This window comes from Marininema halotolerans, assembly GCF_900116235.1.
Taxonomy (GTDB): Bacteria; Bacillota; Bacilli; order Thermoactinomycetales; family DSM-45169; genus Marininema; species Marininema halotolerans.
Genome location: NZ_FPAA01000002.1, coordinates 64,380 through 90,433, shown reverse-complemented (window position 1 = coordinate 90,433; position 26,054 = coordinate 64,380). Strand labels below are relative to the sequence as shown.

Below are 26,054 nucleotides of genomic sequence, written 5' to 3'. Positions count from 1 at the left end.
CGCATTCAAAAAAGAACAGGGTTGATCCCCCTTCGAACAGCGACCGGTATACAAGCATTCTATCGCAGTGTGACAGCAAACTATGATCGTGTATTGGTATTCGAAGGAGAGACTCAAAAGATCAAAGAGGTGTTCCCCTATTCCACGGATGATGGAATGGAGAAAAAAGAGGATGAGTTAACGATGTTCGAAGCGATTGCAGAGGGAAGTATGACGGAGGAAGAGTTTGAGGCGTTTCTTTATGCAACATGAAAGAGGTGAAAAGTACGATGAACCGGGATATCCAATCACTCTATCAACAGATTAAGAGGGGAGCCATTAGCCGGGAAGAAGCAATGCATAAGATTCGCGTGATCCGTGAGCAGGCATCGTCAAATCAGAGTCCCCTAGAGCAACCCCTTGATGCCCAGTGGAACAAAGAGGCTTCCACCTCGTTTCTTGAGGGAAAAATGCTCCAATTTTTGATGGGATTGTTGTCATCGGTCTTAAAACTATCCATGGATCGTATCGATGCCGATACCTCCTTTGAGACCTACGGGATCGATTCCGTGATGGTGATGGAATTAACAGATGAATTGGAAAAGTCCTTTGGGAATTTGCCCAAAACCTTGTTTTTTGACTATCAAACCCTTCGTGAGTTGACGGAGTATTTTATCAATAGTCATCGGCAACGACTTATTGAATTAATGGGTGAGAAGCAACCTTCTTCCAAAAGCCATAAAAAGGGTGAAAAGAAGACTCCCTCGAGAAGAGATAACCGTCAGCAGGTACAGCCTGTTAAAAAGATGCCGACTGTACAGGAGAAAAAGGCTGACGAAACATTGGATGTAGCCATTATCGGTCTCTCTGGGAGGTATCCTGGGTCGGATCAATTAGATCAGTTCTGGCGCAATCTCCGCGACGGGAAGGATGGAATTACTGAAATTCCTAAAGAGCGTTGGGACCATCAATTATTTTATGATGAAGAGAAAAATAAATTAGGTAAAACGTATAGCAAATGGGGGGGATTTATCAATGGAGTGGATCAGTTTGATCCACTCTTCTTCAATATTTCACCGTTAGAGGCTGAACGATTGGATCCGCAAGAACGTCTATTTTTGGAAAGTGTTTATAGTACGATGGAGGATGCAGGTTATACAAGGGAAGTTTCTGGGCGTTTCCAAGGGGCTACCTTGGAAGGGGACGTCGGTGTTTACGTAGGGGTGATGCATGAGGAGTATCAGTTATACGGCGCGGAAGAACAGGTGAGAGGAAATGGAATCGCCCTAGGAGGGATTTCCTCTTCGATTGCCAATCGTATCTCTTATTTCTTTAACTTTCGGGGTCCCAGTATTGCGTTAAATACCATGTGCTCCTCTTCATTAACTGCGATTCATTTGGCATGTCGAAGTTTACAACAAGGAGAGTGTAGTGCGGCCATTGTGGGTGGTGTCAACGTATCCGTACACCCCAATAAATATTTATTACTAGGGCAAGCCAGTTTTGTGTCAAGCAAGGGCCGATGTGAGAGTTTTGGTGAGGGTGGCGATGGTTATGTGCCTGGAGAAGGCGTGGGATCGGCATTGTTAAAACCCTTAGCTCAGGCGATTGCCGATGGGGATCATATTTATGGTGTGATTAAAGGCACCGCGATCAATCATGGAGGCAAGGCGAGCGGTTATACCGTGCCAAAACCGAATGCACAAGCAGAAGTTATTACCAAAGCCTTTGAGCAATCAGGTGTCCATCCCCGTACGGTTAGCTATATCGAAGCACATGGTACGGGAACGTCTTTAGGTGATCCAATTGAGATTGAGGGCTTGAATAAAGCATTCCGTAAGAATACAGAGGAAAATTCGTATTGTGCAATCGGCTCGGTAAAGTCCAATATTGGCCACTGTGAAAGTGCTGCGGGGATTGCAGGATTAACAAAGATTTTGTTGCAGATGAAACACGGTCAACTGGTCCCATCCCTTCACTCCCAGGTTCTTAATCCGAACATTGACTTTGCGAGCTCCCCTTTTACCGTTCAACAGGAGCTTCATGAGTGGGAACGACCGGTTGTTGAGCTGGAGGGAGTGAGTAAGGAGTATCCGCGAATTGCTGGATTATCTTCCTTTGGAGCAGGAGGCTCTAATGCTCATATGATTGTCCAGGAATATACTTCTGTGGCTCAAGCGGAAGGAGTATTCGATGCGGATCCAGCATTGATCGTGCTATCCGCTAAAAATGACGAACGGTTGCACGAGAGAGTGCGTCAATTAATCACCTTCATCGAGGAACATGACTTGTCAAAAGGAGCCTTAGCAAGGATTGCCTACACCTTGCAAATGGGGCGGGAAGTAATGGATGTACGTCTAGCATTTGCCGCTGAATCGATCCCAGAGATGAAGAGGAAGCTAGAATGGGTGTTAAATGGACAAGCGTCAGAAACGATATACCAGGGGCACGGAAAGGCACCAAAAGAAACACTGACTTCACTTGCAACGGGCGATGAATTAAATGAGATGATGGATAAGTGGTTCGCTCAGCACCATTATGGCAAATTACTCGCGCTTTGGGTAAAGGGTTATCCAATCAATTGGGATCGGTTTTATGGTGAAGAACATCCACAACGAATGAGCTTACCGACCTATCCATTTGAACAAAAGAGATACTGGGTGCCACGTGGGGACGTTACGAAACAATCCACCCAGGAATGTGTACACCTTCATCCTTTAGTTCATCAAAATACCTCAGACCTTTCCGAACAGCGATTTACCTCGACGTTTACAGGAAAGGAATTCTTCTTGAATGGCCATAGCGTGCAGGGAAAAAAGCTGGTGCCAGGAACCGTCTTTTTAGAAATGATTCGGGAAGCAGTCACGCGTTCGATCAACGTTAGCGATTCGAGCCAAGTGGCGATCCAATTGAAAAATACCACCTGGCTTCAACCGGTGTTCATCGAAGAAGAGGAGATTCAGCTTCATATTGCCCTTCATGCCGAGGATCACGATGAAGCAATTGGGTTTGAAATATATAGCGTGCGACAGGGACAAGAAGAAGCGAGCATCCATTGTCAGGGTAGCGCACAGGTTGTTGCGAAAGAGAATCATAGTTCTGTGGTCGATCTAACGTCGTTACAAAGGAACTGTAATCGAGAAGTATGGCAGGGTAAGGAATACTACGAGCGTTTAGATACGGTCGGAATCCATCATGGGGCGGAACAGCAAGGTATCCAATCCATCCATGTGGGTGAACGTCAGGTATTAGCAAAGTTAGTTCTCCCTACGATCGCCACTCGAACAACCAATGATTTTGTTTTGCATCCAAGTATGTTGGATGCGGCTGTGCAGACATCGATTGCCATGCGTATGGTAAATCAAGAGATGAGAGCGGTACCCGCTACCTTTACACCGTTTGTGCTTGAAGATGTGCAGATACTCACTCCTTGTTCTTTAGAAATGTGGGCGTGGGTTCGCCCAAGTGATGGGAGTGGGAATCATGACCGGTGGGAAAGTTTTGACATTGATTTGTGTGATGAGCAGGGGAATACCAGTGTGCAAATGAGAGGCTTTACCTTCGTAAAAGGAGAGACGATGTCTCCTCATTTAGTAGAGGGTGGAGCCTTATTGCAGTGCCCCATGTGGAGAGAGTTTACGCCTCAGAAAGTGGGACAATCGCCAGCGCCGACGGATCATGTTGTCGTAATCAATGGAGATCCTGCAAGGTGGAGGGCATTATCGTCCATTTTCTCGAATGGGAAAAGGGTCGATCTGTCTAAGGATGCAACGGTTGAAGACATTGTAAAGCAGTTTGATCAACTTGAAGGAATGGATCATATCATTTGGCACCCTCCCGATCATGAACGATCGACGGTGATTTCTGATACCGTTTTGGAGGATCAGGAAAGTGGTGTGCTACAACTTTTCCGCATCGTCAAGGGGTTATTGCACTTAGGGTATGGGATGAAGGAGCTTGGCTTTACGGCGTTAACTGTACAAGCTCAATCGGTACAAAAGATGGATAAGGTTGATCCGACCCATGCAGGTGTGCATGGATTGATTGGCTCCATTGCGAAGGAATATCCACATTGGCGGTTTCGTCTGATCGATCTTCCGGCAACGGAGGAGTGGCCATGGACCGATTTATTTTCAATTCCGACGGATTCTGAGGGGAATGGCCTGGTCTATCGAAATAACACATGGTATCAACAACGGTTGCTGCCCGTCCATGAAGGCGGGTCCGGTCAGAGGTTGTACCGCACAGGTGGAGTCTATGTCGTCATTGGTGGTGCGGGTGGGATCGGTGAATTGTGGAGCGAGTACATGATTCAAAACTACCAAGCACACATCTTTTGGATTGGTAGAAGAGCGAAGGATGAGGTGATTCAGGAGAAGATCGACCGGCTCGGACATCAAGGTCATGCTCCTGAATATGTGTCAGCAGATGCATCCGACAAGAAGGCATTAGCAGAGGCATACCGTGTGATTCGTGCAAAAGCAGGTCAGATCCATGGCGTGATCCATTCAGCAGTGGGTCCCTTGGATCAAAGCCTAGCAAATATGGAGGAAGAGCATTTTCGAGAGGGCTTAACAGCAAAGGTGGATGTCAGCCTTCGAATGGCGCAGGTCTTTGCCCAGGAAGATCTCGATTTTATTCTCTTCTTCTCATCCATTGGCGCATTTGGAAAGTCCGCAGGGCAAAGCAGTTATGCTGCGGGTTGTACATTTGCGGATACCTTCGCTCATCGGCTCGCTCAGGAATTATCCTGTCCGGTAAAAGTGATGAACTGGGGGTATTGGGGCGACGTAGGGATCGCTAATGATGTTCCCCAGACCTTTAAAAATCGGTTAGAGCAAAAAGGGATTGGTTTTATTAAGCCATCGGAGGCCATGCAGGCATTAGAGTTGCTTGCCGCTAGCAAGATGGATCAATTAGCCATGGTAAAGGTAACAGACCCTCTTCTGATCACAGAGGATGAGTCTCTAATTGGTTATTCATGGAATCAGCCGTCTGTATTGAAGGCGTTCCATCATATGACTCCGCAAATCCATGCGCAGTATGGCGAAGAAGTAGAGAACCTTCGACAGTCCGGTCGTGGACTCGAAGAAGAACTGGACGGGCTTTTGTACCCATTGATGGTGGGGTATTTACAATCCAGTGGATTACTAAAGGATGATCGAAGGGTAATCCCTCTCTACCGGCGTTGGTTTGAAGAAACAAAAGAACGATTGACAAAGGCTTCGTTGAATGTGGATGAGCCGGTGGATGTGGATGCTATCTGGCAAGAGTGGAATCAAAGAAAAGCGAACTGGTCGGATATTGGGGCACAGTTAACCTTATTAGAAGCGACGCTCCCATCCTTGGCGCAGATTGTAACCGGGCAGATACAAGCCACAGATGTGATCTTTCCAAACGCTTCTCTCGATCTTGTGCAGAATGTGTACAAGGATAATGTGGTAGCCGATCTATTTAACGATGCACTTGCCCAGGTGGTTGTGATGTGGATCAAGGAGCGTCTGCAAAGGGATCCATCCTCTCCGATACGTATTCTCGAAGTGGGAGCAGGAACCGGTGGGACGAGTACGGTTCTATTTAAAGCATTGAAACCCTTTGAGAACCAGATTGCTGAATATTGCTACACCGATCTTTCTCAGGCGTTTTTGATGCACGCTGAAAAGGAATATGGACCCCAAAATCCCAAGTTGACCTATCGTGTTTTTGATGTGGAAAAACCCATTGCTGGGCAAGGGATCCATGTGGACGACTATGATATGGTCATCGCTGCCAATGTGCTTCATGCGACGAAGAATATTCGCCAGACACTCCAACATGTGAAATCCACAATGAAGACCCATGGGTTACTTGTACTCGGAGAGTTGACGGAGGATAGCCTATTTACGCATTTGACCTTTGGTCTATTAGAGGGTTGGTGGCGGTATGAGGATCCAAACCTACGTATTCCAGGATGTCCGGGATTGTATCCTGAGCAATGGCAATGGGTACTGGCAGAGCAAGGTTTTCAAGAAATTCAATTCCCGATGGCACGGGCACATGATCTTGGCCAACAAATTGTGATCGCGGAAAGTGATGGGGTAAATCTCAGCCAGAAACCTGAGAATGCACTGACCACGGTAAGTAATGAAACCTTCTTGGTGCGAGCAGATCGCAGTCAAAAGAAGGCTTTGAATAACAAAACCTCGATTCCAGCGGGGGAAACCGACGATTTTGAGCATGAATTACGCGAAAAGAGTGTGGTGTTTTTTCAAAGATTAGTTGGCGATTCCCTTAAAATTCCCTATAAAAAAATTGATCCAGCAGAACCCTTGGATCAGTATGGCATCGATTCCATTTTGATTGTGCAGATGATCAATGTACTACGTAAAAGTTTTAGCGAAGTCAGTAGTACGTTGTTCTTTGAACATCAAACGTTGAATGCCGTGATTGATCACTTTTTACGTACGGAACGGGGGGCTCTCATTGCGCTAGTTGGCTTACAGGAAGGAGTTTCGGTAGATCAATCAGCACAAGATTCCGGTTCCTCCCCATCGTCAGCGATTCAAATGCCAGCTGCTAGAAAAAGAGGTCGTCGGGCTAATGGGATCCAACCACTTGGGAAAAATGATTCCTCCAACCCTACAGAGAGAGAGCCCATCGCGATCATTGGTCTCACTGGGCGTTATCCAAAGGCGAAGAACGTTGCAGAGTTTGGTAGAAATCTAGAAAATGGCCAGCACTGCATTAGCGAAATCCCTGAGGATCGGTGGTCCTTGGAGGGATTCTTTGAGGAAAATTCACTCAAAGCAGCGGAACAGGGAAAAAGTTATAGCAAGTGGGGAGGATTTATTGATGGATTTGCGGATTTTGATCCCTTATTTTTTAATATTTCTCCCCGTGAAGCACTGGGAATCGATCCCCAAGAACGCTTGTTTTTGCAGGCCTGTTGGAATGTATTAGAGGACGCAGGCTATACTCGTGAGCGATTAAGTACCCAGCATCAACGTCGTGTCGGTGTGTTTGCAGGGATCACAAAAACAGGATTTGAATTGTGTGGTTCTGATGAATGGAAGCGTGAAGAACAGATTTTTCCTCATACTTCCTTTGGTTCGGTTGCCAATCGCGTCTCTTACCTATTCAATCTACAAGGCCCTAGTATGCCCATTGATACAATGTGTTCCTCGTCTTTGACAGCGATTCATGAGGCTTGCGAGCATTTGTATCGAAATGAGTGTGAGCTAGCGATTGCGGGTGGGGTCAACCTTTATCTTCATCCCTCAAGCTATGTGGGTCTTTGTGCGCAAAATATGCTCTCTATCGATGGAGCATGTAAGAGTTTCGGGTATGGGGGAAATGGTTTTGTACCCGGTGAAGGTGTGGGTACCGTCCTACTGAAACCACTGTCCCGTGCCATCGCCGATGGTGATTCCATTCATGCCTTGATTCGGGGGACGGGAATCAATCATGGAGGACGAACCAATGGGTATACCGTTCCCAATCCAAAGGCACAGGGAGAGCTGATTCGCCAGACGATGGATAAAGCAGGCGTCGATGCTCGGTTGGTCAGTTATATTGAAGCCCATGGAACGGGTACCGAGTTGGGCGATCCCATCGAAATTGCTGGACTGAGCCAAGCGTTTGCAAAGGATACAAAGGATACCCACTTTTGTGCCATTGGTTCTGTCAAGTCCAATATTGGGCACTTAGAGTCTGCAGCAGGAATTGCAGGAATTACCAAAGTGATTTCTCAAATGAAAAAGAAGAAGTTATATCCCAGCCTGCATACGGACCAATTGAATCCAAACATTGATTTTGCAAAGACGCCTTTTAGGATTCAGCAGGAATTGACAGAGTGGAAACGGCCGCAAATATCCAAGGAGGGAATGAACCGAGAATATCCGCGGATCGCAGGGATTTCTTCCTTCGGGGCAGGGGGCGCAAACGCGCACGTTATTCTGGAGGAGTACATTCCAGAAAGGGATGGGTCATCTCAAGAATCTAAGAAGAGACCTGTGATGGTCGTACTCTCGGCCAAAAACAAATCCCGCCTCAACGATACCGTTGAACGGTTGCTTGCCTACATCGACGAAGAACATCTGACGGATGATCACTTAACAGACATTGCCTATACTTTGCAAGTCGGGCGGGAAGCGATGGATGAACGGTTCGCATGGATCACCTCCTCCCTAAGCGAGCTGAAGAGGCAATTGAAAGCCATCCTGGATGGCAAATTGGATCAAGAAGAGATTTTCCACGGAAATGTGAAAGCTCATAAGGAAACGATGTCCTTACTTGCAGATGATGAGATGGGAAATGTGATGAGCCGTTGGATCGAGCAAAGGAAATATCGCAAGTTATTAGAGCTTTGGGTAAAAGGGCTTCCCTTGGATTGGGAGCAGTGCTATGGGGATGTCAAACCACAAAGGATCAGCCTCCCCACGTATCCCTTTGCAAGTGAACGTTATTGGATGCCAGTAGAGGAGAATCGTGTCGGTGCTGTGTCAACAACAACGAACCCAGTGGCTACAACATTCCTTCATCCTCTTCTCCATCAAAATACATCGGATTTTTCTCAACAACGGTATACCACTCATTTTACTGGGAAGGAAAATTTTCTAGCCGATCATCAGGTCCAAGGAAGAAAGTTTTTACCAGGTGTTGCTTATCTTGAAATGGCCCGTATTGCTGTAGAAAAAGCGCTTGGGGAATCGTTCTTTAAGGAACGAGGGACGGGTGAACGGGGAATTCAACTAAAAAATGTGGTGTGGCTACAGCCGATTATCGTCGGGGACGAGGGTGTCTCCATCGATGTTGGTTTGCAACCGGATGAACAGGGTGACATTCATTATGAAATTACCAGCAGACCTTCAATCGAGCAGGAATCGGTCGTTCATTGCCAGGGGATCGTCAGTCTGGATCCCATTAAAGAACCCTCCGTTGTGGATTGGGTGGATGGTCAAAAACAGTGTACACACCGAGTGGATGCTAAGGAGATTTACCAAGCATTTAACCGCATGGGAATGGAGTATGGACCAAGCCATCAAGTGTTAGAACACGTTTTCGTGGGTGAACATTTACTGTTTGCCAAATTATCGATGCCTGCTTCGACACTGGCTAGTCATCAAGAATTTGTCTTGCACCCCAGTATGATGGACGCAGCTTTACAGTCACCCCTCGCCTTCATTCTGGGCTCGGATCAACCCCGAGAAGTCAAGCAGGAAGTGCCATTTACTTTACGAAGACTGGAAATTTACCGTCCGTGTGTGCGGACAATGTGGGCGATTGTTCGACCCGGTCGTGAAGAGAAACGTTTCTTAGACATCGATTTAATTGATGAACATGGGAATGTATGTGTACGGATGGAAAGATATATCTCACGCCCGATTAGTGAGGGAGGGATCGCCCCTCACGAAACACATGCTACTGGGAGCACGGTCTTGTTTACGCCGACCTGGAAAGAAGAAGGGTTAGTGAAGGTGGATGAGCCTATCCATTGTAGGAAGCATCTCTTCTTGTGTGAAATGCCAACCATTGATACAGACAGGCTGAGTAAGCGATTGGGTGGGGCAAGGTGTACCCATCTCCATAGGGAAGGGTATCCCGTTCAGGAGCGGTTCCTTATGTATGCCGTGCAAATGCTTGAGGCAATCAAGAAGATCATCGAAGATGAACCAACGGATCCACAGCTCATTCAATTGGTGGTCGATGGATCAGAAGAGCACCAAGGGCTTACTTCTTTGTATGCGCTATTACAATCGGCTCAGCAGGAACATGAGGAAATCATCGGACAGTTGATTATGGTTGAAAACACAGAGGATCTTGATAGGATTGCGCTAAAGCTGACGGAAAATAGCCAAAACCTAAGGGAGATGCGTGTTCGATATCAAGGAGAACAACGTTATATCGCTGAGTGGGAAGAGATTAAACCGTCTCAACCGGATGGCCAAATTCCTTGGAAGGAACAAGGAGTCTATTTGATCACAGGTGGGGCTGGAAGACTTGCTCAATTGATCACGTCAGAAATTACACAACGGACAAAAGGAGCAAGAATTATTCTTGTGGGTCGTTCCCCCCTCGACATGGGGCGTCAGGAGATGCTCCATGAGTTCGAACATGCAGGTGCAGAGATCGTGTACCAACAGGTAGACATTTGCGACCGTGAAGCAGTCTCTCGTTTAATCAAGCAGATTTGTGATGATTTTGGTGGGTTGCATGGCGTGATCCATACAGCAGGAGTCATTCATGATCAAGTGATTCCTAAGAAAACGGAAAAACAGGTCAGGGAAGTGTTCGCTCCCAAGGTAGATGGCGTGATGTATTTGGATGAAGCGACGAAGAATCTAGAACTGGACTTTTTCGTCATTTTCTCATCGTTAGCCGGGGCGACAGGGAATAGAGGTCAGTCGGATTATGCCGCTGCCAATGCCTTTATGGATCAATACGCTGCTTTTCGTGCCGCCCTTGTGCGAAAAGGGGAGCGTCAAGGCCATACGCTTTCACTGAATTGGCCCTTATGGAAAGAGGGGGGAATGGCTGTAAATGAAGAGTCTCAGCGATGGATGCGCCACCATTTCGGGTTGGTTCCGTTGTCTTCATCCGTTGGGATGAATGCGCTTTATCAAAGTTTTGACACGGGTAAACATCAAGTGATCATCTTGGCTGGGGATGAGAACAAAATAAAGAGGACGTTTATTCCATCGCACTCCAATGTAGAAAAGCACGCTGAGGTGAGCACACGGACAGCCCTCGCGGATGGTGAAAGGGATTGGATGGAGGAGATGATGGACATTCTTCTCCATACAGCTTCGAAGTTGTTAAAGGTGAACGCTGAGGATATTGATGTGCAAACCAACTTAAGTGAATATGGGTTTGATTCCATTTCCTTCACAAAGTTTGCCAATGAGCTGAATCAGCGCTACGGATTAGAGCTGACACCTGCAACTTTCTTTGAATATGTGACCTTAGAAAGCTTAGCGGCCTATTTAATTTCGGAGTATTCAACCACCTTGACAGACAAATTAGCCCCGTCAAATGAAGCAGCTAATCATTCACCCGTACGAGTTGAGGAGAAAAAGGGGGGCTTCGAGAAGAAAGAGGTGCCAGGGAATCGCTTCCGCCTAGGATCCTCTCCGGTTAATGAACCAGAGGAGGAGAATCAAGAATCCAATCCCATAGCCATTGTCGGGATGAGTGGGAAGTTTCCAATGGCTGAGGATCTCTATCAATTTTGGGAAAACCTTCGAACAGCAAAGGATTGCATCAGTGAAATTCCAAAAAATCGATGGGATTGGCGCAAGTATTTTGGAGATCCAACAAAAGAGGTGAACAAGACCAATATCAAATGGGGGGGCTTTATTGACGGGGTGGATGAGTTCGATCCGTTGTTTTTTGGAATATCTCCTCGGGAAGCCAAATTGATGGACCCCCAACAGCGTCTACTCATGACCTATGTATGGAAAGCGATTGAAGAGGCGGGAATTTCACCCCAATCCCTCTCAGGTACCAAAACAGGGATATTTGTGGGAACCTCTTTTAGTGGCTATAACGGTCTGATTATGAAGGCGAATTGTCCCGTAGATAGCTACTCCAGTACGGGTCTTGTTCCTTCAGTAGGTCCTAATCGGATGAGCTATTTACTAAATCTTCATGGCCCAAGTGAACCGATTGAAACCGCATGTTCCAGCTCATTGGTGGCGATGATACGAGGGGTTCAAGCCATTGAAAATGGCAGTTGTGATATGGCTGTGGTAGGCGGTGTCAATTCCATTGTGACGCCAGATGGTCATATTAGCTTTAATAAGTCGGGCATGCTTGCTCTTGATGGACGTTGTAAAACCTTCTCTAATGATGCGAATGGCTATGTCCGGAGTGAAGGTGTAGGGATGCTATTCCTAAAACGGTTGAAGGATGCGGAGCGGGATGGGAACCACATCTATGGCTTAGTTCGGAGTACGGCTGAAAATCATGGTGGCCGTGCCAATAATTTAACCTCTCCCAATCCCAATGCACAGGCTGAGCTACTGACAACTGCCTACACGAAAGCGAATATCGATCCACGAACAGTGACTTATATGGAGGCGCATGGAACAGGGACCCATCTTGGGGATCCCATCGAGATCAATGGGTTAAAGACGGCTTTTAAAGGGCTTTATCAAGGGACTGGGAATGGGCAGATGGTGGAAGCGCACTGTGGACTTGGCTCTGTGAAATCCAATATCGGGCATACTGAATTGGCTGCGGGGGTTGCTGGTGTAATCAAAGTGTTGTTGCAACTTCAACATAAAACACTGGTGAAAACCCTCCATTGCGAGACGGTGAATCCCTATATTCAACTGAAGGACAGCCCATTTTATATCACGCAACAAGCAAAAGAGTGGCAGGCAGTCCATGGAGATGATGGGGAGGAGCTTCCCCGCCGAGCCGGAGTTAGTTCCTTTGGATTTGGTGGTGCAAACGCCCATGTAGTCATCGAGGAGTATATCCCCAAAACGGGCTCCACCTCCGTTGCTACGGTGAATCCGGACCGTCCTAAGTTGATTGTGCTGTCAGCAAAAACCAAAGAAGCTCTCCGAGAGCAAGCGCGTCAGCTCATGGATTTTATTCGTTCTCAATCGATGACCGATGATGCGCTGGAAAAAATCGCCTACACCCTTCAGGTAGGTCGCGATGCGATGGAAGAGCGTTTGGCGGTATCGGTCCGTTCCATCCAAGAGCTCATTGGAAAACTGAGTTCATTTGTAGAGGGACGGAGCGACGATGGGGGGATCTATCGAGGGAAAGCGAAGAAAAGTAAGGGAGTCGGAGTGGATGCCTCGCATTTGGTAAGGGAATGGGCCGAGAGTGGACAGGTTGATCACCTTCTTGGTCAATGGGTTGAGGGACTGTCTGTGGATTGGAATCAAGGGTATGGAGATCATCGACCTCCTTTGATCAGCCTTCCAACCTATCCCTTTGCAAAGGAGCGATATTGGATACTGGAGGATGAAGAACCGAATCCCTTGTCAAAGGATTCCCACCCTCTTCTACATTTGGATCAATGCGATTCTACTGAGCTTCGGTTCCAATCACAGTTTACAGGGGATGAACCCTTCTTTACTGACCATCTCGTACAGGGAAGAAAAGTTTTATCCGGAGCGGCCATTCTTGAAATGACGTTGGCTGCGGTGCAACGAGTGTTGGTGAAAGAAGGAAAAGAAGATCCATCGGCTTCAATCCGTTTGCAGAACATTATCTGGTCGCAACCCATTGTGATGGAAGATGGTTTGCTCACGATTGACACGACCCTTGTACCGAAGACGAATGGGGATATGGCATTCACTATTTGCCGTGCATCCGCTCATCATGATGATGAAAAGCCCGTTGTGTACTGTCAAGGATATGTGGCGACGGGGAAAGCCCAAGAAAATTCTCCTCTTTCGATCCCGGCCTTACAATCACGATGTTCTCAGAATCAGTTTCATCATAGTGATTTGTATGAAGCCTATGAAACAATCGGAATCCAGTATGGTCCCACCCATCGAGCCGTTGATAAGATTTTTGTAGGGGAAGGGGAGTTGCTGGCCAAGTTATCCCTCCCACCGGCTGCTACAAAGGTAAATTCGGCTTCATTTTTGTTACACCCGAGTCTATTGGATGCCTCCTTGCAAGCATCTATAGGGTGGATGCTCCCAGAAAAAGAGTCGTCATCCTTTCCATTGCTCTTACCTTTTGCTTTGCAACAACTGGAGGTTTTTCGTCCCTTCACCCCCTCGATGTGGGTCTATATTTGCCATAGTCACGAAGGCAGTACAGAAGGACTGATTCAAAAGCTAGACTTGGTGCTGACTGATGAAGATGGGCAGATCATTGCTCGCCTTGATGGTTATACTTCCCGCGTATTGGAGAGGGAGAAACAACCGCCTTCCACAGAGGATGAGAGCTCATCGTTGTTTACACCCTCATGGTTGCCGAGAGAAGTGGATAACGGAGAGGAGCCTTCCTTTGGAAAACGCGTGGTGATCTTGTGCGAACCAGAAACGATCAACATGGATCAATTCGCTTCAATGATGTCTGGGGTACAATTAATCCATTTACAGTCGGATCGACAAGGGATTGCCTTACGGTATGAAGATTATGCCATTCGTATCTTGGAGGAAATGCAGGCCCTTATAAAGGATCGATCTTCTAGCACATTGATCCAGTTTGTAAATGTTGCCGAGCAGGAACGACAACTGTTCACAGGGCTTTTTGGCATGTTACAAACCGCAGGGCTCGAACATCCAAATCTATCCGTGCAATTGATTGAAGTAGAGGGTACAGAGGATGCCACTGGGTTAGCGAAAAAGTTACAAGAAAACAATCGCAATCCCCTCGATCTGCGAATCAAGTACCAGGGAAATGTTCGTCATGTGTTTACGTGGAAGGATGCTCCTCCCGTAATATCCAAAAAGGAAGAGACCCCATGGAAAGATCACGGAGTGTATTTGATCACAGGAGGTCTGGGTAAACTCGGGATGATCTTTGCAAGTGAAATTGCTAAAAAAGTGCAAGGGACGACACTCATCCTGACTGGACGCTCCGCACTCAGTGTAGAGAAGAAGAATCAAATTCATGAGTTGCAAATGCTTGGCGCCCAAGTCATTTACAAGCAAGGGGACGTATCCAATCAACAGGTCGTCGCTGACTGGGTTCATTGGATTTGTCAACGGTTTGGAAGGATTCATGGGGTTATTCACAGCGCCGGAGTGCTTCAGGATCGTTTTTTCATACAGAAAACGGAGGATCAATTGCGGGCGGTTCTTTCGGCAAAGGTTGCCGGAGTGGTTCACTTAGATGTGGAAACACAACACATCCCCCTCGATTTCTTTATGGTGTTCTCCTCGCTTGCAGCGGTGACAGGCAATTATGGTCAAGCGGATTACGCGACTGCGAATGCATTTTTGGATGCCTATGCAGCCCTTCGCACCCAAATGGTTGAGCAAGGATTTCGATATGGTCGCACGTTATCGATTAATTGGCCACTATGGGAAGAGGGTGGAATGAGTATTCATCCCGAGATGAAACAGATGATTCGACAGGAAATGGGGATGACCAGCCTGTCGACATCCAAGGGATTAGCTTCATTTTATCGGTGTGTTGAAAGCGATGCCCCACGGATGCTGGTGGTACAAGGGGAAAAGGAGCGTATACATGCCATGTTGTCGACGGCAAAGGATCTTTTGGAAACCCCTTCACCAGCAAATGAAGCGACCCGCCCTGGGGAAAAGGTGGATTCTACCACGGAGGCTCTTTATGGGATGGCTGTTCAATACTTTAAACAACTTTTATCCAATGCGATCAGCCTACCTGTGGAGCGGATTGACATTCATGCCTCATTAGAGAGGTATGGAATAGATTCACGGATCGTGATGCAACTGAACAATGATTTGGAGATGGAATTTGGCTCCTTATCGAAAACCCTTTTCTTTGAGTATCAAACCCTTAGCGAGTTAATTGATTACTTCCTGATCTCCCATCGCGAACAATTAAGGGTGGTTGTAGGGATGCCGCTAGAGAAGAATGAGACGAGTTCATCTCCATCGCCGGCACCGGTGCTGGTTCAACACCCCGATGCTGTGGCGAAGGACACGGTTGTGCCTGTCGCGAAAGGAGCCACCGACAAAGAATCCTCAGCCTTAGATATTGCGATTGTTGGGGTAGCGGGTCGTTATCCGGGGGCACGTGATGTGGATCAATTTTGGGAAAATCTAAAAACGGGGAAAGATGGCATCTCGGAAATCCCTAGAGAACGCTGGGATGCCCATGCGTACTATGATGCAGATAAAACAAAGGTAGGAAAAACGGCGAGTAAATGGGGAGGGTTTATCGAGGGAGTCGATCAATTTGATCCTCTATTCTTCCGGATCTCTCCTCGAGAAGCGGAGATCATGGATCCCCAGGAACGTCTATTTTTACAATGCGCCTATGAAGTATTAGAAGATGCAGGCTATACCCGTGATTCCCTTAGCAACAGGAAAGGACATTTATCCGGAGGCAATGTGGGTGTCTTTGTGGGAGTGATGTACGAAGAATATCAGTTATATGGTGCTCAGGAGCAGATTCAGGGTCGGCCGATTGCGCTTGCTGGAAGCCCTGCTTCCATCGCAAATCGTGTCTCCTATTTTTGTAATTTTCATGGGCCAAGTGTTGCATTGGACACGATGTGTTCTTCTTCGTTGACAACGATTCACTTAGCATGTAGTGCATTGCTTCGGGGAGAATGTGAGTCAGCAATTGCTGGGGGAGTGAATGTATCGATCCACCCCAATAAATATCTGAATTTAGGTCAAGGGAAGTTTGTATCGAGTAAGGGGCGTTGTGAGAGCTTTGGCGAAGGTGGCGATGGATATGTACCAGGTGAAGGGGTAGGAGCGGTTCTCCTTAAACCCCTTGCCAAGGCGATCGCTGATGGGGATCAAATCTATGGGGTCATTAAAGGAACGGCAGTCAATCATGGGGGGAAAACCCATGGTTATACGGTTCCTAATCCCCATGCTCAAACCGATGTGATCAGCCGTGCCCTACGGGAAGCAAACATCGATGCTCGAACCATCAGTTATGTGGAAGCCCATGGTACGGGGACTTCGTTGGGAGATCCCATCGAAGTGACGGGTTTGTCCAAGGCCTTTCAACAACAGACAATGGATACGCAGTTCTGTTCGCTAGGATCAGCCAAATCCAATATTGGGCATTGTGAAAGTGCGGCAGGCATTGCTGGATTGACGAAAGTGTTATTGCAAATGAAGCATCGTCAATTGGTGCCATCCCTTCATTCAGAAGTGTCGAATCCCAATATTACTTTTGCACAGACTCCCTTTTTCGTACAGCAAAGGTTGATGTGTTGGAACCGTCCAAGGATTGAGGTCGATGGTGACATCAAAGAATATCCCAGACGTGCGGGTATTTCTTCTTTTGGAGCAGGAGGATCGAATGCCCATATTGTCCTCGAGGAATATATCCCCAATACAAGTACCCTTCGTCATCATCAAGGAGATTCCACTCATCCAGTCATGGTGGTTCTGTCTGCAAAAAGTGAAGATCAGCTTAAAAAACATGCCGCAAGGTTACTCCAGCGGGTGAAGACGCAGAATTTTCCCGACACGAGGTTAACCGACATCGCCTACACGCTTCAAGTGGGTCGGGAGGCCATGGATGTACGGACAGCATTTCTCGCTCATTCCATCAACGAATTAACAGAGAAGTTACAGATGGTCAGCGGAAATGATCAAGGAGAAGGAATCTACCGTGGACGGGTAAAGGTTGGTGAGGTTTTACCCATTCGTATCACCAAAGGTGGAGGAAGTGACCAAGATGGGCTGTGGGTGAAACCAGAAGACTATAGGGGAATTATCCAGTCATGGGTGAATGGAGGAACCTTCGATTGGGGCCGGTTATACCCCGATGGGAAACCTCAGAAAATCAGTCTCCCAACCTACCCCTTTGCTCAGGGGCGTTATTGGGTGCCTACGATGAATGAGCCGAATGCAGATTTTATGAATCAGCCTCTTTCAAGTGAAAGCCATCCTGCGTTGACAACCGAACAAGAGGAAGTGGTGAGGGTTTACTCTGAAACCCATTCTTCAGGAATGGCTACCATGCAAGAAAAGATGCGAAGGATGGAAAAGATCCCTCGTCCCAAACTCTTTTAGACGGACAGGAAAATGCTAGGTAGTAAATAATAAGGGGCTAGAGGGAGACGGAATCGGATTCCTCTAGCCTACTATTTTCATAGATAGAGGAGGTTTGTTGATGAAACAGATGGATCTGCTTTTGAGCAAATTGCTCTTAAAGCAGCTGCGAGGGATAGGCTTATTGGGCGATCAATCATTTACGGTCACTGAACTCTCAGCAAATCATCCTTTACAAAGCCGATATCGATCATGGTTTGAAACCACGATCCTATTTTTAGAGAAGGAAGGTCTCATTCATCGGAATGGAAACCGTTTGACAATCGTAGATTCTGACGAGCAGGATACCCACGTTTTGTGGAGAGAATGGGAGCGAGAGAAGGAAGTCTGGTTACAAGAACCCTTGGTACAGGCCCAGGTAAAATTGGTGGATGCAACGATTCGTGGGCTACCCGATATTCTTCTCGGGAAAAAGCGAGCCACGGATATGATGTTTCCGAATGGGTCCATGGAATTAGTAGAGGGAATTTATAAGAAGAATGAGGTAGCCGATTACTTTAATCAGGTGTTGAGTAATGCACTTGCCCTATTTATAGAAGGAATGATTGAACAAGATCCGTTGTCGCGGATTCGGATCATTGAAATTGGGGCTGGAAGTGGGGGTACCAGTGAGGCCGTATTAAAAGGGTTACATTCCTTGCGGGAGCATATTGAAGAGTATTGTTATACCGACATTTCGCGAGCATTTTTGCTCCATGCAGAAAAGGAATATCGTCATGACTATCCCTTCTTGACGTGTAAAATCGTGAATGCAGAATTGCCGCTTAGCCAGCAGGATGTTTCTTTGGGTGAATACGATATTGTCATCGCATCCAATGTGTTGCATGCGACCAAGGATATAAAACAGACGTTACGCAATACGAAGGCGCTTTTACGAAAAAATGGGTTGTTATTGCTCAATGAAATTAGCGAGAATTCATTATTTTCTCACTTAACCTTTGGTCTTTTGGATGGTTGGTGGCTCTATGAAGATCCTGAGTTGCGCATACCTGGGTGTCCGGGGCTTTATCCGGATGTGTGGAAGAATGTAATGGAGAGTGAAGGGTTTCGCAGTGTCTTTTTTCCAGCTGAGGAGTCCCATGACCTCGGGCAACAGATTGTTGTTGCCGAAAGCGATGGTGTTGTCCATTTACTTACCGAACCCGTAAAAAATCAAGATGAGAAGGTACGGACTAGAGGAAAAGAAAGGGATGCTGAGGAGACCCGTCAATTTCATGATCGTGATGATCGTCAATATCCACGGGTTGAGGAGTATGTGCAGGATACGCTATTAAAGAAATTGTCTGAAGCATTAAAGATTGATGAGACGGAGTTGGATTCGGATCAATCCTTTGCTGATTATGGGCTTGACTCGATCCTTGGCGTTAATTTTGTACAAGGAGTATCTGAGGAGTTAGCGATTGAATTAGAGGTTACCGATGTATTTGATTACAGTACGGTGAACCAATTGTCCCGGTATATTGCCTCGGAACATCAGCATGCGATCCTCAAAATCCTGACGCCAACAGAAAGCGAAACGGCGGAAGGAATGGAATCGACTATTTCCCAGGAAACGAAGGATTCTCCTTCAAATGATGAAATGCAAGGAAAGGAAATCGGCACCGGTGGGGCTCTAGAAAAGGAACCCATTGCGATTATCGGGATGAGTGGACGGTTTGCACAATCGAACAATGTGGATGAATTGTGGAAGCATTTGGCGAATGGGACGGATTTGGTTCGTAAAGTGAGCCGATGGGATTTATCCCAGTATTATGAGGAAAATCAAGCCTATTGTGAAAATGGGAGCTTACTGGATCGAATTGATCAATTCGATCCCTTCTTTTTTAATATTTCGGGAGCTGAAGCAGAGTATATGGATCCACAACAACGCATTTTTCTTGAGGAGTCGTGGACGGCACTTGAGGATGCGGGGTATGTTGGCGAAGCTGTTAAAGAGGTTCGCTGTGGGGTATATGTAGGAGGTTCAGCCGGGGATTACAATACATTGTTTACTGAAAATCCTCCTCCACAAGCGTTATGGGGTTCGTTAAATTCGGCAATTGCAGCACGTATCTCCTATATCCTTGATTTACAAGGGCCAGCGATCGTGGTGGATACAGCCTGTTCTAGTTCCTTAGTAGCGGTTCATCTCGCCTGTCAGGGACTATGGACGAAGGAGACGGATATGGCTTTGGCAGGTGGGGTTTATATTCAAGCCACACCCCAATACCATTTGTTAGCAGATCGAGCCGGGATGTTGTCACGCAGGGGTCATTGCCACACCTTTGATAACCGTGCGGATGGGATGGTGCCAGGAGAAGCTGCAGGGGCGGTTATTCTCAAGCGTTTGTCCGATGCTGTGGCGGATGGGGATCATATTTATGGAATCATTCGTGGGTCCGGGATCAATCAGGATGGGACAACGAATGGGATTACAGCCCCGAGCCTTCGCTCCCAAGAACGCTTAGAACGACAGGTCTATGAAGAATTTGGCATTCATGCTGGGGATATTCAGATGGTGGAAGCCCATGGGACCGGGACAAAACTAGGGGACCCGATTGAATTTCATGCACTCAGTCGGGCATTCCGTCAGGATACGAATGACGAGGATTACTGTGCAATTGGCTCGATCAAGAGCAATCTTGGCCATACTCAGATTGCAGCAGGTGTTACCAGTCTGATTAAAGTTCTCCTGTCGCTAAAGCACAAGCAAATTCCTCCCTCCCTTCATTTTGAGACGGGAAATGAAAATATTCGTTTTGCCGGGAGCCCGTTTTATGTAAACACGAGCCTCAAAGCATGGGATGTCGACCCAGGAAAAAAACGCCTTGCCGTATTAAGTGCCTTTGGAGCAAGTGGTACCAACGCCCATATGGTGATCGAAGAAGCTCCCCCTGCCCTACAAAAGGCACCTGAAAAACCCGGATACATGATTCCTTTGTCTGCACAAACTCCCGAGCAATTACGGCAACAGGCAGAACAGTTGATGGATCACTGTCAGAGGAATCCCACGTTGGATTTGGGGAACATCAGTTATACGTTGATGATGGGTCGCAAACCGATGAAGCACCGTTTGGTCTGTGTATCCCAGAGTACCGAGGCGTTAGTCACGAACCTGATGAGATGGCTTGAGGCGGGAGAGGCACCAGCAGTTTGTTCCTCAGATCGCTTCGAGGGCAGTCAACGAAAGCATTCTTCTTGGAAGCGTTACGGGAACCAGTGGATCAAAGATTGTCAAGGGATTACCAATGCTGAGGAATATCGTGAACAGCTGTCAGCAATTGCTGAATTGTATGTACAGGGGTATGAGTGTTCCTATCGCGATTTGTTTGCGGATGGAGGGTACAAACGGGTGCCACTACCAACGTACCCCTTTGCTAAAGAACGGTACTGGGTGCAAGAAAAGGCATTGCCACAAAAAAAGATTACCCAAGATCAAGAAGTTGCAGCGCTTGTTTCTGATTCCAACAACTCCATCGTCTCCTCCCCGGATGCCATACCCTCCATGGAATCAGTTTCATCACCCCATTCATCTCCCGTGAAAATCGACTCAATGAATGGGGAGGAGCCTCTTCGACAGATGATTTTCTCTGAAAGCTGGGAGAAGAAATCGAGGGAAGAGGGAAAAGGAACCCCTCCACGGACGCTGGTTTGTTTTCTTTCAGAGCCTCGTCGACAACAAGCGATGCGTCAGGTCTTACAAATGAATTCTCCCCATACCCAAATCGTGTTTATTTCTAAGAATCAACTGGAGGAATATGCTCATTCGTATCACGCCTTATTTCAAGAGATTGAAAGAACCCTTGGGACAGTCGATGCCATCGCGTATTTATGGCCCTTGGAAACCATAGAGGATATCCAGAATTATGACAGGCTCTTCGATTGGCTTCAGGGTATGAGTAAGACTAAGATACGTCCAAAGCAACTCCTCCTAGCAGGGAGCTACACGGAGCCGCGGGAGCGGGCGTATTTGGAATCGTGGATCGGTTTAGAGCGCTCATTGCGCATGGTGCTTCCAAAAGTACAGGTAAGTGTCCTGATCGGTGAACATGATCCCAGACGCGATGCTTATTCGTGGATGGACCGTGTATGGCAGGCGCTACAAAATCCAGGAGAGAGTCTAGTCTATCAAGGAGAACATCGGTATATCCGCCGAATTCGCCCTATCGAGATTCCCTCACAGGATTCCCAATTAAGAATAGGTGGAACTTACGTAATCACGGGTGGCTTAGGGGGGTTAGGTAGGCTCTTCGCCCAGCATCTGGCCCAACACTATCAAGGGAGACTAATCCTTACGGGCCGCTCTTCCCTCACCACAAAAAAGCAAGAGCAATTGAAAGCGCTAGAAGATTTGGGGGGGCGGGTGCGTTATATTCAGGCGGATGTGTGCGATCAAGAAGCGATGCGTCTTGGGCTGGAAGCGGCTCGTCATGAATGGGGACCGATTCATGGGGTGATCCATGCGGCTGGTGTGCTTGGGAAACAAACGATCTTTGAAAAAACTAACGATCAGGTTCATCAAGTGCTTTCTCCAAAGGTGAAGGGGACACTCGTTCTTGACGCACTCCTTGCCGAGGAAGCCCTTGACTTCTTTTGTCTCTTTTCCTCTACCTCTGCAACCCTCGGAGATTTTGGAAGCGGTGATTATGCCATGGGCAATCGTTTTCTCACAGCCTATGCGAGGGAGAGAAATCAGCAATGTGAGTTAGGGAAGCGACAAGGAAAAACGGTGGCGATTCAATGGCCATTATGGCGTGAAGGTCGTATGGGTACGGATGACAATACAGACATGTACCTAAGAGCAAGTGGACAACGGTTTTTAGAAACTACTGAAGGATGGGACCTCTTCAAACAGTTGATTTCCTCATCCGTGGATGCTCCCTTGGTATTAGTCGGTCAACCAAGTCGAGTACATCGCTTTTTAGGAGTCGATCTGGATCGACAGGATCCTTCGATGGCTCGTGATGAATCTGTTCCAATGGAAAGTGACAAGACAGAGGCTACCTTTATAAACGCGGGTCCCCCTGCGAAGGACAGCCAAAAGCCAATGCCTCAGGGGATCGGGCGACGTCCAGAGATGAAAGGATGGAGTGTAGCGCAGTGTGTGGAATGGGTGGTCACCGAACAAGTAAGTCATCTGCTAAAAGTGGATCGAAAGAAACTGGATCGTGAAGAAAATTTGACTGAATTTGGTTTTGACTCGATCAGTTTAGTCGATTTTGCTGAACAGTTGGCCCATCATTTCACCATCGAGATCACCCCAGCGGTATTCTATGAATATGCGACCATTGCGCAAGTGACAGACTATTTGCTAACCTCCTATCCGGATGCCGTGACGACCCTTTATGGAGAAGCAATCGAGACACCCGTGGCTCCGTCGAGTCAGAAGGAGCCGGTTACACTGCCCAGTGAGACAATCCAAGTGGATTCACTTGTGGAGTCTGTTCAAGAGGAAAATCAACAGGACCTCGTTGCCTCGATCTCCTCGGTTAAAGATTTGCAGGCACCTGACAAAACAATGACCCCTACGTTCCATGCTTCATCCGTTCCTGAGCCGATAGCGATTATCGGGATGAGTGGGCGTTTCCCTGGGGCGCGCAACATTGATGAACTGTGGACTCATCTCGCTGAGGGGCGAAACCTGGTAACGGATCACCCTACGACTCGCTTTCCAGAGGAAAAACAGCGTCGCTGGAAGGGCGGCTGGATTCCTGAGGTAGCTGAATTTGATCCGATGTTCTTCGGGATTACGCCAAAGGAAGCCATCACGATGGACCCCCGGCAACGATTGCTACTCCAGGAATCCTGGAACGCCTTAGAAGATGCAGGAGTGGAACCAGAGAAGGTTGAGAAGGGTCGCTTAGGCATGTTTGTCGGTGTTGAACAGGGGGATTATCAGTATCTTACAGGAATGAACGCGCCGATTACCGCGAATCATGATGGCGTTTTAGCGGCTCGCCTCTCCTACTTTTTAAATGGGAGAGGGCCTGCGATGGCGATCAATACAGCGTGTTCTTCTGGATTGGTGGCGGCTCATCAAGCGTGTCAGAGCTTACGAAACGGGGAATGTGAAACCGCGATTGCTGCAGGGGTCAACCTAATTCTATCCTCTGCTACATTGGGGGGCATTAGCCAAGCGGGAATGTTCTCGGAAGATGGGACCTGCTATGCCTTTGATAAACGAGCCAACGGGATGGTGCCAGGGGAAGCGGTTACCGTGGTGGTGTTAAAGCTGCTGTCCAAAGCCATGATGGACAAGGATCCCATTCATGCAGTGATCCGGGGCAGCGGGATCAACTATGATGGCAAAACCAATGGTATTACCGCACCCAATGGGGCAGCGCAGACGGAGTTAATCAAGCACGTGTATGACCAGTTCCAGGTAAACCCCGAGTCGATTCACTATGTGGTGGCACATGGGACCGGAACAAAACTAGGCGATCCGGTTGAAGTGAATGCGTTAACCCAAGCCTTTAAAAGCCGTACGGATGAGACGAAATTTTGTGCATTAACTTCCGTGAAAAGCAATGTGGGACATACCTTCGCAGCATCGGGTCTGGTTAGCTTGGTCAGCCTTGTCCAGGCGATGCGTCATGGCACGATCCCGGCAAGCCTTCATTGTGAAGAGGAGAATCCCTTTATTCAATGGAAGGATAGTCCCTTCTATGTGAATAAAACAGCGAAGGCATGGCCCGATACGGCAGGGCAAAAGCGCCGCGGGGCGGTTAGTTCCTTTGGGATGAGTGGTACCAATGCCCATATGGTTGTGGAAAATTTCACACCTGTCGAGGAGAAAACGCCCTCCGTAGAGCGTCCCTATCATTTATTGGTTTTATCAGCAAAAACCGAAGAAAGCTTACAGATGAAAGTACAAGAGATGGTAGCTGCCCTACAGGGGGAAGAGGGGACAAATTGGGATCTCGCGTCAGTCGCGCATACACTGATGACTCGGCGTCATCATTTTAATCATCGATGTGCCCTGGTCATTCGAGATCAGGAAAATGCCATTCATCTTTTGCGTCATGCGGAAGAGAAGGAGAAAGTGCCTAATCTGTTTTATGGAAAAGTCCCTCGGGATTTTTCTGGCATTAAGGTATTGCAACATACCATTCGTGAAATGTTGGTGCAATTACAATCCGCAACCGACCATGATCGTGTGCTAGAAATGCTCCAGGCATTAGCGGATCTGTACTGCCAAGGCTATGATATCCCTTGGAAAAAGATGGTTGGCGAATGGGAGCCCCAGGGGATTCACCTCCCCACATACCCCTTTGTCCGTGGGGATTATTGGGTGAAGCAACCGCAACCGATTTCTGAACCCGTATCGACAAGTCAATCGCTAGATCCGATGACAAAATCGAGTGGACGACGAACTCTGGCCTTGCCCGAACAAACATCGAGTATGACGGAGATGCCAAAGGCACCTGTTTCAACATCCTTACAGAAACCTACCCAGGTCATCTTAACAGAGACGGGTGAAACCACCAATCCATGGGGAGGCAATCCGACAGAACAAAAGCCTTCAATTAACTTGGCACTGACAGATCAGAGGATCCGAGAAGATAGCAAAACGGAAGGGGAAGGATTATCACAGGAATCCAGGGTAGATCATCCAATCCCTTCACAAGAAACTATTCCATATACGCGTCTTCTTGAGGAAGTGAGACAAAGTCTTGCAGATGCTTTAATCATGGAACGTGATGAAATCGAAGGGGACATGGACTTTATCGATCTGGGTGTCGATTCGATTATTGGTGTCGAATGGATTCAAGAGATTAATCAGAAATACGGAGGATCACTTACGGCCAATGTCATCTATGATCATCCGAATCTGCACTTGTTTACGCAATATTTGCATAGGGAGTTACAGCAATGGACACCCGACATGCCACTGGATTCCGTCCAACCAAGGGATGAAAAGGCATTCGTAGCGAAGAGGGTAAATGGGTCAGCAAAAGAACCTTCGATTCCCCGTGAGACATCAACTCCCGTTCAGGAAAGCCTTGGTGAGGCAGAACTAGCGAAAAAACTCGCTCATTTGCTAGCAGAGGTATTAGTGATGGACTTAAACGATGTGGATGAGGGGATCGACTTTATTGACATGGGGGTAGATTCTATCATTGGAGTCGAGTGGATCCAAGCAATTAATACGGAGTTTGGCGTCTCGCTTAACGCTAATGCCATCTATGATTATCCCAATCTTCGTGCCTTTGCGACCTATTTGAGTCATCAGTTATCGAAAGCGATGCCTTCATTGTCTGATGTACTTGCGCAAGTTCAGAATGGTGAGATGGATGTAGAAGTGGCGGATCAATTGTTGCAACAGATAGCAGTGTCTACCAACAATCGAAATGAATCTCCAATCTAGGCAGTAAATGGTGGACAAGTAGATAAAGAAAAGTATAGGATTTA

At 47.4% G+C, this 26,054-nt stretch carries 2 protein-coding genes; both read left to right on the top strand.

The features are described 5' to 3' along the window. The first annotated feature begins 269 nt into the window (after positions 1-269). Positions 270-17,624, top strand: coding sequence for an SDR family NAD(P)-dependent oxidoreductase (locus CHX35_RS02910; RefSeq protein WP_281252043.1), 17,355 nt, complete (start codon positions 270-272; stop codon positions 17,622-17,624). Positions 17,625-17,724: 100 nt separating this feature from the next. Further along, the gene (locus tag CHX35_RS02905) at positions 17,725-26,010 is read left to right on the top strand and encodes an SDR family NAD(P)-dependent oxidoreductase (RefSeq protein WP_091833659.1); all 8,286 of its coding nucleotides are present in this window, start codon (positions 17,725-17,727) and stop codon (positions 26,008-26,010) included. Positions 26,011-26,054: the final 44 nt, after the last annotated feature.